This is a genomic window from Paenibacillus sp. 1781tsa1 (assembly GCF_024159265.1).
GTDB lineage: Bacteria > Bacillota > Bacilli > Paenibacillales > Paenibacillaceae > Paenibacillus.
Window position 1 is genome coordinate 6,233,779 of record NZ_JAMYWY010000001.1, and the last position, 13,636, is coordinate 6,247,414.

Consider the following 13,636-nt stretch of genomic DNA (forward strand, 5'->3'; position numbering starts at 1 on the left):
TGGATAAAACGAGGGTTCCAAACCATCCCCGTCGTATTCTTCATATCATTTTTGTTTGCAGCCGTGCTGCGAATAAAGTCATTCGGCATTCGTACATGCCTTATTATATAAAAGCCGCAATGCGGCATGAAACCATAATTCAATACAATATCAGGCTAAGCTAGGGCTGCTTCGCTGCATTGATCGTATCACGAATCAACTGAGCACGATAGATGTCACGTTCATCTGTCCGCATATCTTCGCCATATGTTTTCTGCAAAAATCCCGGCTGTGTCATCACATTCAACTCATTCATTACCGTGATAGACAGTCCATCCAACAAGCCGAGATCCACGCCAAGGCGTACATCCGATAAGCGTTGTGCAGCTTCCTTGGAATCTACAATAGCTGCATGAGACAATATGCCGTAAGAACGCATGACACGATCCGTAATTCGAAGTCTGGAGTCGGTAATTAACCGTTCTCTGGCTGTACGTTCATGACCAATCATCTGTAAAACAACACCATGCAGGTTCTCAATGACTTCCTGTTCGGTCTGCCCCAGTGTAATCTGATTCGAGATCTGGAACAGGTTACCCATAGCTTCGCTGCCTTCACCGTATATCCCTCTTACAGTCAATCCCACTTGGGAAACTGCGGTTAAAATACGGCCAATCTGCTGCGTCATCACCAAGGCAGGCAGGTGCATCATGACAGATGCTCTGACACCTGTACCTACATTAGTAGGACAGCTGGTTAAGTATCCTCTGCGATCATCAAAAGCATAATCCACGTGCGCTTCAAAAGCATCATCTATTGCGGAAGCTTTCTCCCAGGCTTCTTTCACCTGGAACCCCGGATAGAGGCACTGGATACGAAGATGATCTTCTTCATTAATCATAATACTGACAGACTCATCCTCACTGAGAATAACCGCACCATTCCTGGATTCATTCGCAAGACTTGGACTGATGAGATGTTTCTCCACCAGCACCCGTTTGTCGAGTTCGTCAATATCGATCAGATCCAAAGTATGAAAATCCCCAAAGGCATGAACGTCATCGTATTGAAGTACTTCGCTCAGCTTATTCAGCACCTCTTCCGATTGCTCATTAGAAGCCAGCATCGGAAACGGAACATGCTGAAGGTTGCGCGCAATCCGGACACGGCTGCTAATGACGATTTCGGAATCAGCCGCATCACTGCGCATCCAGTCGCTGAGCGCCTTCTCTGTAAAGCGCAGATTAGGCATTACGCATCCCTCCTACTCATGACAAACTTTACTCCTGAGCTATTCCTTTTTCAAGTCCTCTGATCTGGTCACGGATCTGAGCCGCCTCTTCAAATTCCTCTTGGGCGATGCTCTCCTGGAGCTCACGCTTCAGATCAGCGATTTGCCGTTTCACCTTAATGCGACCACCAGCTCGTGCAGGCACTTTGCCTACATGGGACGTACTACCATGAACCCGCTTGAACAAAGGGTCCAGACGGCTGTCAAAATATTTATAACATGAACTGCAGCCAAATCGGCCTATCTTGCTGAATTGTGCGTACGTCATACCACACTCTTCACACTGAAGTGCTTTTGCAGGTGGTGTTCCTGCCGATCCACTTTTGCCGGCTGGATCAAAATCAAGCAACCCGGACAACAAGTTGTGAATGGAAAACCCACCTGCTGTTCCAGGAATCATTTCCCCTTTTTCGCGGGCACATGACTCACAAATATGGAATTCCGTCTTCTCTCCATTTACAATCTTCGTAAAATGTAGTGTCGCCGGACGTTTATTACATTCTTGGCACAGCATAATGATGTACCTCCTTTGACCCCGATAGTTTTCATTTACCGAGCAAAGATATTAACATCGCCTTTAACATTCTGGCACGAATTTGATCCCGGTAAGGAAGTTTGACCAATATAACCTCTCTAGATACAGCTGCTCGCATCAACCCAGCTTCACGCTTGCTCAAGAAACGTGCTTCTTCCAATTGATAAATCAGACCTTCGGCAGCTGTCTGCCCGATCTCATCACCAATACTATGGTGCAAATGATTATGCAGAGCTGAATGGGCTGGTAATTCAATGCGCTGTATGCGAACATAACCACCACCACCGCGTTTACTCTCTACCAGGTATCCCTTCTCGAGTGTAAAACGTGTGCTGATGACATAATTGATCTGGGAAGGTACACATGAGAACTGATCTGCCAGATCATTACGCTGAATTTCAACCATTCCTTCGGGACTTTCATGCAAAATACTCTTCAGATATCGTTCGATAATATCAGAGATATTACGCATCCAATCATCCTCCACTGTCTGAAACGTTAAGTCAATAAGGACCCACACGCCCCCACAGAGTACACCTTCTCTACCCATTTAACCAATCAGGAAAACAGCGAATCTTGCTTCCACAGGTATCAACAGGAGAGCGAAGGAAGCACGAAGGTCCTTTAATATTCCCTTGATCCTCCGATGTAATGAATCCCGTATATTGGCGATCATGCATCAGATTGTAGAAAGAAAGCTACTTAAGTATTAAACCTTTAGTTGACTTTGACTTTCTTTGACTTTATATACATTATAGCATATTTTGTGGGTTTGCCAAGTGGGGTCACTATTCATTTTTTACGATTTTACACGAAATATTCCCCAGACACAAAAAAACCTCTCCAAAACCGCTGGAGAAGTCCATTTGTCTTTCAATTACGCCTTATTTCTATATAAGCTAATCCAGTTAAATCGAGCAGTGGAAGTAGTCATCAAAAGAAATCGAGTAAATAGGTTTCCCGTTCAGGTATCGCTTGTTCCAGAGCCTTGATTGCTGTGTTCGGTCCGTGAATTCTTCCCATTCGTGCCATTTCCGTTGGTCTGCGATATCCCATCAGCACCGCAGTAAGGGCTTGAATATCTACCTTAATAGTCTGATCATCAGTAACTGGCTCCGAAGTTTTCCATATGGATGCTGTTCCATTCATTGCTACGTTCAATTGCCATACTCCTTCATTCCACGGAGCGTGGGAATCCTCTACCTGTAGAACAATCTGCACCGGTGAGTCCTGGCTTGCAAAAGGATACTGGGATATAAACTGCTCCACACTAACGATACGCGCCATAAAATAAGGTACGATCTCCTGCTGAATCCGCGGGTTATCCAATTGGAAAGCAAGCGTATCACTTGCAGGTGCCTGCAACGTAACTTCCTGGATCATGGAATCATGGTTAGCAATGAAGGTCCACAGTCCTTGCCTAGCCTCTTCGTTCAGATAGATGATCTCTTTAATGGTAAACTTATTTTCCTTAACCTCATATAAAAGATAACCTTGTGCTGCATCAGCTTTATCGTAATATACAGCCTTCTGGCTGCTTCCATTAACCAAAACTGAATTCTCCCACCTTGCATCATCCCGAACCAGAGTTCCGTTATAACGCTCAGCATAAGCACTGTATACTTCCTTTAATATGTTGAGGCTCGGATCTCCACGCCGAATTGTTCCAGGTGTCGCTTTTTTCATAGGCAAATGAGCTGTAGGTACTTTATACCGTTTAAATTCAACATACGTCTCCCATCCATACTTTCGATAGAAACCAAAAGAGAATGGATGCAAGAACGATATACTTTGTTTGTTACGATTCATTTCTTCCAACGCATGCTTCAGCAGACCCGCTACCCAACCTTTGCGTCTATACTCTGGCCAGGTGGCTACACCCGCAATACCGCCCATCTCGAACGATCTACCATGAATATAGGTTTGAAAAGGAATAATGTGAAGTTTGGCTCCTAGCTGCCCTTCCTCATATACACCCCATATATCCTGTGACGAAAATTGACTCCGCCGTTTTTCTTTTTGTTCTTCACTCATTACTACTTGAAAAGCATATTCGGAGAGTGCCATCGCCGGTTCAAAATCATCTACCGTCAATTTTTGAATTTCCATACCGCCCTACACCCCATTCGCTAGAGTTATTATCAATCCAAATCTGGCCTGATATGTGATATATGTACCCCTTTGAGTGTGTCAGAGGATTCCTACAAAGTCAAATAAGAGATGCTTTCGCATCCCTAAAATAAATAAATAAATAAATAAATAAAAACCACCACCGAATAACATCGGCAGTGGTTCTTCGCTTGGCGGCGTCCTACTCTCCCAGGACCCTGCGGTCCAAGTACCATCGGCGCTAGAGGGCTTAACGGTCGTGTTCGGGATGGGTACGTGTGGAACCCCTCCGCCATCGCCACCAAACGAGCATTTGTGTAACAAATGCGTTCGCGTTCCATTCGGTCCTACACGGCTGTGTGGATGAATGGTTCAGCGCATATTCAGAGTTGTTGTTCTCTGAAAACTAGATTCGAAACGAAACATGCGAATTATCACTTGCTATTGGATAAGCCCTCGACCGATTAGTACTGGTCAGCTCCATGCATTGCTGCACTTCCACCCCCAGCCTATCTACCTCGTCGTCTTCAAGGGGTCTTACATACTGGGAAATCTCATCTTGAGGGGGGCTTCACGCTTAGATGCTTTCAGCGTTTATCCCGTCCGTACATAGCTACCCAGCGGTGCTCCTGGCGGAACAACTGGTACACCAGCGGTACGTCCATCCCGGTCCTCTCGTACTAAGGACAGCTCCTCTCAAATTTCCTACGCCCACGACAGATAGGGACCGAACTGTCTCACGACGTTCTGAACCCAGCTCGCGTACCGCTTTAATGGGCGAACAGCCCAACCCTTGGGACCTACTTCAGCCCCAGGATGCGATGAGCCGACATCGAGGTGCCAAACCTCCCCGTCGATGTGGACTCTTGGGGGAGATAAGCCTGTTATCCCCAGGGTAGCTTTTATCCGTTGAGCGATGGCCCTTCCATGCGGTACCACCGGATCACTAAGCCCGACTTTCGTCCCTGCTCGACTTGTAGGTCTCGCAGTCAAGCTCCCTTATGCCTTTGCACTCTTCGAATGATTTCCAACCATTCTGAGGGAACCTTTGGGCGCCTCCGTTACTCTTTAGGAGGCGACCGCCCCAGTCAAACTGCCCACCTGACACTGTCCCCGCACCGGATTACGGTACCAGGTTAGAACCTAGATACGATCAGGGTGGTATCCCAACGTTGCCTCCACACAAGCTGGCGCTCATGCTTCAAAGGCTCCCACCTATCCTGTACAGATCGTACCCAAATTCAATATCAAGCTGCAGTAAAGCTCCATGGGGTCTTTCCGTCTTGTCGCGGGTAACCTGCATCTTCACAGGTATTAAAATTTCACCGGATCTCTCGTTGAGACAGCGCCCAAGTCGTTACGCCATTCGTGCGGGTCAGAATTTACCTGACAAGGAATTTCGCTACCTTAGGACCGTTATAGTTACGGCCGCCGTTTACTGGGGCTTCGGTTCACAGCTTCGGATTGCTCCTAACCACTCCCCTTAACCTTCCAGCACCGGGCAGGCGTCAGCCCGTATACTTCGCCTTACGGCTTCGCACAGACCTGTGTTTTTGCTAAACAGTCGCTTGGGCCTTTTCACTGCGGCCCCCTCGTGCTATTCACACTACCGGGGCACCCCTTCTCCCGAAGTTACGGGGTCATTTTGCCGAGTTCCTTAACGAGAGTTCTTCCGCGCGCCTTAGAATACTCTTCTCGCCTACCTGTGTCGGTTTGCGGTACGGGCACCTTCACCTGGCTAGAGGCTTTTCTTGGCAGTGTGAGATCATGACCTTCGCTACTATAATTTTCGCTCCCCATCACAGCTCAGCCTTAATGATGTGCGGATTTGCCTACACATCAGCCTCACTGCTTAGACGGACATCCATCAGTCCGCGTCACTACCCTACTGCGTCCCCCCATTGCTCATAACGGCTTACGGTGGTACAGGAATTTCGACCTGTTGTCCTTCGACTACGCCTTTCGGCCTCGCCTTAGGTCCCGACTTACCCTGAGCGGACGAGCCTTCCTCAGGAACCCTTAGGCTTTCGGCGGATCAGATTCTCACTGATCTTTTCGTTACTCATACCGGCATTCTCACTTGTATAATGTCCAGCGCTCCTTACGGTACACCTTCAACCCTTATACAACGCTCCCCTACCCCTGATGCAAAGCATCAAGCCATAGCTTCGGTGGTGTGTTTAGCCCCGTTACATTTTCGGCGCAGAGTCACTCGACCAGTGAGCTATTACGCACTCTTTCAATGGTGGCTGCTTCTAAGCCAACATCCTGGTTGTCTGTGCAACTCCACATCCTTTCCCACTTAACACACACTTGGGGACCTTAGCTGATGGTCTGGGCTGTTTCCCTTTTGACAATGGATCTTAGCACTCACTGTCTGACTCCCGGAAGTAAGTCTATGGCATTCGGAGTTTGACTGAGCTTGGTAACCCTTGCGGGCCCCGCACCCAATCAGTGCTCTACCTCCACGACTCTGTTTTCCGAGGCTAGCCCTAAAGCTATTTCGGGGAGAACCAGCTATCTCCGAGTTCGATTGGAATTTCTCCGCTACCCCCACCTCATCCCCGCACTTTTCAACGTGCGTGGGTTCGGGCCTCCAGTGCGTGTTACCGCACCTTCACCCTGGACAGGGGTAGATCACCCGGTTTCGGGTCTACGTCCACGTACTACATCGCCCTATTCAGACTCGCTTTCGCTGCGGCTCCGGCTCTTCACCTTAACCTTGCACGGGAACGTAACTCGCCGGTTCATTCTACAAAAGGCACGCCATCACCCCTAAAACGGGCTCTGACTTTTTGTAAGCACACGGTTTCAGGTTCTATTTCACTCCCCTTCCGGGGTGCTTTTCACCTTTCCCTCACGGTACTGCTTCACTATCGGTCGCTAGGAAGTATTTAGCCTTGGCAGATGGTCCTGCCGGATTCATACGGGGTTTCACGTGCCCCGCACTACTCGGGATCCGTCTCGGAGGGAACAGACTTTCAACTACAGGGCTTTTACCTTCTTTGGCGGGCCTTTCCAGACCTCTTCGCTTAACCGGTTCCTTTGTAACTCCATGTGAGACGTCCCACAACCCCAAAGAGCAAGCTCTCTGGTTTGGGCTTCTCCGCGTTCGCTCGCCGCTACTGACGGAATCACTATTGTTTTCTCTTCCTCAGGGTACTTAGATGTTTCAGTTCCCCTGGTATGCCTCTACATAACCTATGTATTCAGTTATGAGTAACTGGAAATTACCCCAGCTGGGTTTCCCCATTCGGACACCCCCGGATCAAAGCTTGCTTACAGCTCCCCGAGGCAGTTTCGTTGTTCGCCACGTCCTTCATCGGCTCCTAGCGCCTAGGCATCCTCCGTGTGCTCTTAGTAGCTTAACCATATCGCTCGTGTTCGAGCTGTCACTCCGCTTGTTTTGGACTGCGTCCAAAGCCAAAAGTCGTTCCATTTCGATCACTCGCTCATGCAATCTACCGTTTTTATTGAAACTTGTTCAACACAAGCTCAGCTAAAAAGGAATGTTCTAATTCGCATTTACTTTCGTTTCGATATCTAGTTTTCAAAGAACAAGCCAAATAGATGAAATTGTTTGGTGGAGCCAAGCGGGATCGAACCGCTGACCTCCTGCTTGCAAGGCAGGCGCTCTCCCAGCTGAGCTATGGCCCCTCAAATTCCATCAAAACTGAACAAATGGATAAGTAACTGTGTTGCTGTTGCAGATTCCATGAACCTGCATATTTGAATGTTTCCGTTGCAGGAAACGATTCTCCATAGAAAGGAGGTGATCCAGCCGCACCTTCCGATACGGCTACCTTGTTACGACTTCACCCCAATCATCTATCCCACCTTCGGCGGCTGGCTCCTTGCGGTTACCCCACCGACTTCGGGTGTTATAAACTCTCGTGGTGTGACGGGCGGTGTGTACAAGACCCGGGAACGTATTCACCGCGGCATGCTGATCCGCGATTACTAGCAATTCCGACTTCATGCAGGCGAGTTGCAGCCTGCAATCCGAACTGAGACCGGCTTTTTAGGATTCGTTCCACCTCGCGGCTTCACAGCCCGTTGTACCGGCCATTGTAGTACGTGTGTAGCCCAGGTCATAAGGGGCATGATGATTTGACGTCATCCCCACCTTCCTCCGGTTTGTCACCGGCAGTCACCTTAGAGTGCCCACCCGAAGTGCTGGCAACTAAGATCAAGGGTTGCGCTCGTTGCGGGACTTAACCCAACATCTCACGACACGAGCTGACGACAACCATGCACCACCTGTCTCCTCTGTCCCGAAGGAAAGATACATCTCTGTACCGGTCAGAGGGATGTCAAGACCTGGTAAGGTTCTTCGCGTTGCTTCGAATTAAACCACATACTCCACTGCTTGTGCGGGTCCCCGTCAATTCCTTTGAGTTTCAGTCTTGCGACCGTACTCCCCAGGCGGAGTGCTTAATGTGTTAACTTCGGCACCAAGGGTATCGAAACCCCTAACACCTAGCACTCATCGTTTACGGCGTGGACTACCAGGGTATCTAATCCTGTTTGCTCCCCACGCTTTCGCGCCTCAGCGTCAGTTACAGCCCAGAGAGTCGCCTTCGCCACTGGTGTTCCTCCACATATCTACGCATTTCACCGCTACACGTGGAATTCCACTCTCCTCTTCTGCACTCAAGTCACCCAGTTTCCAGTGCGATCCGGGGTTGAGCCCCGGGATTAAACACCAGACTTAAATGACCGCCTGCGCGCGCTTTACGCCCAATAATTCCGGACAACGCTTGCCCCCTACGTATTACCGCGGCTGCTGGCACGTAGTTAGCCGGGGCTTTCTTCTCAGGTACCGTCACCTTGAGAGCAGTTACTCTCCCAAGCGTTCTTCCCTGGCAACAGAGCTTTACGATCCGAAAACCTTCATCACTCACGCGGCATTGCTCCGTCAGGCTTTCGCCCATTGCGGAAGATTCCCTACTGCTGCCTCCCGTAGGAGTCTGGGCCGTGTCTCAGTCCCAGTGTGGCCGATCACCCTCTCAGGTCGGCTACGCATCGTCGCCTTGGTGAGCCGTTACCCCACCAACTAGCTAATGCGCCGCAGGCCCATCCCCAAGTGACAGATTGCTCCGTCTTTCCAGTTCCCTTCAGGCGAAGAAAACAACTATTCGGTATTAGCTACCGTTTCCGGTAGTTGTCCCAAACTTGAGGGCAGGTTGCCTACGTGTTACTCACCCGTCCGCCGCTAACCATCAGAGAAGCAAGCTTCTCTTCAAGTCCGCTCGACTTGCATGTATTAGGCATGCCGCCAGCGTTCGTCCTGAGCCAGGATCAAACTCTCCAATAAAGTATTGAAAAGAGCGATAAGCTCATTTTGAATCTGACGATTCATTGTGAATCAAAAGTTACTATCCATTTGTTCAGTTTTCAAGGAACTTGTATGTCCGTATATGTTGACGTTTGTCAACCGGACAGGAATCTTATCGTATCATGTTAACTAACTTACTGTCAACACTTTGTTTTCGTCACCTTTCAAATGATTATGACAATCATTCGTTTGAAGCGACAAGAAATAATATATCATGTCATGAATTATTTAGCAAGCATTTTTAATCAACCATCTATTATCATGAAATTCTTCTTAACGGTACCTTTGCCCTCAGGCCAATATGCGACATATTAACACCTTATCTGAAGCCAAGATGGAACCCTTTAAAGGTTACCCTATATTAATGTAACAGATTATTTCTATAATACGACCTCTATTTCATAATTAATAAGAATCCAGATGAAGCTCAGCTAGAGCCCCCGATGGGGATAATGAGCCCTGCCCTCCTGTTGGTTTGAAGAAAGTGATCCAAAAACTCTATAATAAGGTATATAGATATAGGGATAAGGCTAAGCCATCAAGTGTTCTACTTATATAAGTAGTCTACGAAGTATTGTTTAGCATCTCGCCTGCCTGAATCTATACTCAGATAACACGCACTCCATTCACAACTGGCTATTACATAACAAAGTTCTGGTTAAACTCATTACTAACCTATATGGGGTGATCGCACTTGAAACAATGGTTGAAGAACAGACGCAAAGGTTACGGCAAAAAGTTGGTTTCCATCCATGCTTGGAATGCCTGGATTGTAGTGATCCTTGCTATATCAGGTCTTATGCTGGTAGGCGGCTTTTGGCGAGAGATACTCGGGATCGGTCGTGTCTGGTTAAAATGGCTACATATCATCGTTGGGCTAGCTATGCTGGCACCCGTGGTATATTACTTGATTTTGGCCGGAAAGCACTGGAAGCAGCTTCGCAATAGACCTTGGCAAAGGGTGAACACCATCTTTGTTCTTGCGCTGCTGGTAGGCTGGCTACTCTCGGGTATTGTGTTATGGCAGTTCAAGCTAGCTGGACCTCGATGGTCGAACGCTGCACTTCTGATCCATGACCTGCTGACTTGGGTGGGCTTACCTTATATCATCTATCACTCAATAACTCGGACCAAGTGGCTAAAGGACCCTGCACGTCGTGCGGTTAAAACCACTACAACTTCAACACAAGCTCAAAATGCAGCTGATCCATCAGATTCAATATCGGATGAAAAAGAAACTCCGGCTGCTATATCTTCTTCCCAATTTGATCATAGTTCCGAGAGAGATTCTCTCAAACCCGAGGAGCGACCTCAGCCGCTGTATACACGCCGAGCTTTCATCCGTTCTGCTGTAGGTGTTGGCCTCGCCGTCACGCTTGGACCTACTTTTATATCCTGGGTAGGACGAAATCTCAAGATTGATAACAGTATCGATAGTATGCTGGAGAACGATCCTAACCGTATGGTTCCTTTGCCACAACCGCTGTCTGCCTCTTCACCTCCCATTGGAGGCGGGGCTGAAGGTCATTTCCGCGTATATACGGTTACGCCTATACCGTCCTTCTCCAATGCTAACTGGTCTTTCCGAATTGATGGATTGGTTGAACGGGCACAAGTCTGGAACTGGGAACAGTTCGTGAAGCTCGCGCGTACCGTACAGGTTAGTGATTTCCACTGTGTAACAGGGTGGTCTGTATATAAAAATACCTGGGAAGGCATCTCACTTGCACAGCTTTTGAAACAAGCGGGGGTAAAGCCGGAAGCTCATAGTGTGAAGTTTTATTCCGGTGATGGTGTGTATACAGATGCGATTACGATGGATCAAGCACAAATGGAGGATATTATGGTGGCTGTCATGCACGATGGCAAACCCATCCCGGCTGATCTTGGCGGTCCGGTACGGCTCGTCATTCCTCAAATGTATGCATACAAATCAGTAAAATGGTTGAATCGCATTGAACTCATCGCCAGCGAACATATCGGTTACTGGGAAGAGCGAGGATATGACAAGGATGCATGGCTTACAGGCGCATCTCAGCGCATCCCTAACAATATAAGTGGATCATGATCCGTTTAGTTAAGACTGGTGGCGTTCATTCGTTGTATTAATCATTCAAATAACAGCAAAAGCCCCCGACCACGTATCCGTGTCTTCGGGGGCTTTCTTATTAGTAACTTTTTTGTTCGATTATCTTCTAACCCTGTGGATTCAAAAGACGTACAAGTTCGTCCTCATCCTCAATCGTTGGAATACCGAGATTATGAGCTTTGGTCAATTTGCTACCTGCTTTCTCTCCGGCAATCACCAGATCTGTCTTTTTCGACACACTGCCTGTCACCTTCGCTCCGAGCGCTTCCAGTCTTTGCGTAGCCTCTTCCCGCGTCAGTTGGTGCAGTGTTCCCGTCAGGACGACGGTTTTGCCACTAAAGAAGGAATCTTCCACAACAACAACTTCTGACGCCTCAGGTGCCTGTGCTTTCACACCCAAGTTGAGCATTTTCTCAATCGCAGCCTGTGTAAATGGATCTGCAAAGAAAGTTACGATGCTCTCTGCCACAATACCACCCACATCGGGTAGTTCAACCAGTTCTTCCACGGTTGCATTCATAATGGCGTGCAGATTCCGGTAATGATCCGCAAGCATGCGCGTGGTGGATTTACCTGTGTTCGGAATACCCAGTGAGTATAAGAAGGAAGCCAAGTCTCGATCTTTACTGAGCTCTAGCGCAGCGAGAAGGTTGTTCGCTTTCTTTTCACCAAACCGTTCCAACTTCACCAGATCATCAAACTGTAACGTATACAGATCAGCAGGCTCACGCACGTTCAATTCATCGTAGAGCTGAATCGCTGTTTTCTCACTGAATGTCTCAATGTCCATGGCATCACGGGAAGCAAAATGGGAAATACGTGCCACCGTCTGCGGTTTGCATGCCAGTCTGTTGTTACAGAACAAGTGCGCTCCACGTTGCTCGAGCGGGAATCCACATGCTGGGCACTGCTCAGGGAAGACGATCTCCTCGCCATCACTTTCCTCAGTCACTTTACCCAGAATTTCTGGAATGACATCATTGGAGCGGCGAATAAAGACCCGAGTGCCCAGAGCAAACTTCAGATTTTTGCGCTCAATATCGCCAACATTGTTCAGGGTACAGTTCTGTACCGTTACCCCGGCAAGTTCAACCGGTTCTACACGTGCCAGCGGAGTTACTTTGCCAGTACGGCCCACGTTCCATACCACAGCATTAAGAACTGTCGTGGTCTCTTCTGCCTCGAATTTATATGCTACCGCCCAGCGAGGGAATTTATCGGTATAACCCAATACCTCGCGGGTACGCATGTCTGTAATTTTGATAACAGCCCCATCGATTAGATAGTCTAACTGACCCCGGTTCTCCTGAATCGCAGCCAATTGTTCCATCACATCATCAAACTCATGGAAGTAGGTGATGGATGGATTCACTTTAAAACGGTTCTCACGCAGGAAATCCATCATCTGCTGATGATTGGCAAACTGAATGTCATCCGAATAACCTACGTTATAGAAATAAGCATTCAGTCTACGCTCAGCCGTCGCCTTTGGATTCAGGTTACGCAGTGCTCCTGCTGCTGCATTCCGCGCATTCTTGAGCGGTTCTGCCGCTGTCTCGTTGTATCGCTCCAGGACAGACAGATTCATGATACCTTCGCCCTGTACTTCAATCGTGCCGCTTGTGTAAGGAATTTTGAGCGGTACAGATCTGATTGTTCTCACCTGTGCCAAAATACCTTCGCCTACGGTACCGTTCCCTCGTGTAGAGGCTTGTACCAACTCACCGTTGGTGTACGTCAGGTTCAGCGTCAATCCGTCAAATTTCAATTCAATGACATAACCTGGTTCCGGTAAAGGTGTATCGGGATTTTTACTGTTATAGTCGTTAATCAGTTTCAGTACACGGGTATTCCAGCTGCGCAGCTGCTCAATATTCTGCGCTTTGTCCAGACTCCATAATGAAGATAAATGGCGATGTGGGGTAAACCCTTTGAGCAGTTCGCCGCCCACACGCTGTGTTGGAGAATCAGGCAGAACCATGCCGCTTTCCTGTTCCAGCGTAACCAGTTCATCATACAGAAGATCATACTCCTTATCGCTGATCTGTGGCTGATCCATCGTGTAGTACTGATAATTATGCTGGTTCAGCTCGGTAACGAGTTGCTCCATCCGGTGCATCGGGTCCATACAGGGCCATCCCTCCGTTAATTTGATCTATATATGTAGAACGAACACTCCTATTGCACGTAAACTCCGATAGACAGAACAACTTTTCAATCGCTGGTATCCCCAGATTTCTTTTAATGCATGTTAAAAGGTAGAAATCCGGGGATAAAGGCGAACGCTTTGCTTAT

Annotated in this window: 6 protein-coding genes, 1 tRNA gene and 3 rRNA genes; 1 reads left to right on the forward strand and 9 read right to left on the reverse strand. The window is 48.2% G+C overall.

The features are described 5' to 3' along the window. Window positions 1-160 precede the first annotated feature (160 nt). From mcsB to NKT06_RS28145, 8 genes are all read right to left on the reverse strand, one after another. Window positions 161-1,231 carry a protein-arginine kinase McsB gene (gene mcsB, locus NKT06_RS28110; protein ID WP_253441189.1) on the reverse strand — a complete coding sequence of 357 codons (1,071 nt, stop codon included), beginning with the start codon at window positions 1,229-1,231 and terminating at the stop codon, window positions 161-163. Window positions 1,232-1,259: 28 nt separating this feature from the next. Then, window positions 1,260-1,784, reverse strand: coding sequence for a protein-arginine kinase activator protein McsA (mcsA, locus tag NKT06_RS28115; protein WP_253441190.1), 525 nt, complete (start codon window positions 1,782-1,784; stop codon window positions 1,260-1,262). Between the two features lie 31 nt (window positions 1,785-1,815). Continuing rightward, a complete protein-coding gene (locus NKT06_RS28120) occupies window positions 1,816-2,277 on the reverse strand; it encodes a CtsR family transcriptional regulator (protein WP_253441191.1) in 462 nt (153 codons plus the stop codon). Between the two features lie 461 nt (window positions 2,278-2,738). After that, the gene (locus NKT06_RS28125) at window positions 2,739-3,914 is read right to left on the reverse strand and encodes a GNAT family N-acetyltransferase (protein WP_253441192.1); all 1,176 of its coding nucleotides are present in this window, start codon (window positions 3,912-3,914) and stop codon (window positions 2,739-2,741) included. A gap of 189 nt (window positions 3,915-4,103) precedes the next feature. Further along, window positions 4,104-4,220, reverse strand: a 5S ribosomal RNA gene (gene rrf / locus NKT06_RS28130). Window positions 4,221-4,358: 138 nt separating this feature from the next. After that, window positions 4,359-7,285, reverse strand: a 23S ribosomal RNA gene (locus NKT06_RS28135). 210 nt (window positions 7,286-7,495) lie between these two features. Then, window positions 7,496-7,571: transfer RNA gene (locus tag NKT06_RS28140), tRNA-Ala, on the reverse strand. A 108-nt stretch (window positions 7,572-7,679) separates the two neighbouring features. Continuing rightward, a 16S ribosomal RNA gene (locus NKT06_RS28145) occupies window positions 7,680-9,231 on the reverse strand. Together the 16S, 23S and 5S rRNA genes with 1 tRNA gene alongside form the textbook arrangement of a ribosomal RNA operon. Window positions 9,232-9,946: 715 nt before the next feature. Here NKT06_RS28145 and NKT06_RS28150 point away from each other — a divergent pair. Further along, the gene (locus NKT06_RS28150; RefSeq protein ID WP_253441193.1) at window positions 9,947-11,320 is read left to right on the forward strand and encodes a molybdopterin-dependent oxidoreductase; all 1,374 of its coding nucleotides are present in this window, start codon (window positions 9,947-9,949) and stop codon (window positions 11,318-11,320) included. A gap of 127 nt (window positions 11,321-11,447) precedes the next feature. Here NKT06_RS28150 and ligA read toward each other — a convergent pair whose 3' ends face one another. Continuing rightward, window positions 11,448-13,469, reverse strand: coding sequence for an NAD-dependent DNA ligase LigA (ligA, locus tag NKT06_RS28155; protein ID WP_253441194.1), 2,022 nt, complete (start codon window positions 13,467-13,469; stop codon window positions 11,448-11,450). Window positions 13,470-13,636 lie beyond the last annotated feature (167 nt).

Coding starts and splice junctions, on each gene's coding strand:
- mcsB (WP_253441189.1), bottom strand. CDS start 1,231: ATGCCTAATCTGCGCTTTACAGAGAAGGCGCTCAGCGACTGGATGCGC.
- mcsA (WP_253441190.1), bottom strand. CDS start 1,784: ATGCTGTGCCAAGAATGTAATAAACGTCCGGCGACACTACATTTTACG.
- NKT06_RS28120 (WP_253441191.1), bottom strand. CDS start 2,277: ATGCGTAATATCTCTGATATTATCGAACGATATCTGAAGAGTATTTTG.
- NKT06_RS28125 (WP_253441192.1), bottom strand. CDS start 3,914: ATGGAAATTCAAAAATTGACGGTAGATGATTTTGAACCGGCGATGGCA.
- ligA (WP_253441194.1), bottom strand. CDS start 13,469: ATGGACCCGATGCACCGGATGGAGCAACTCGTTACCGAGCTGAACCAG.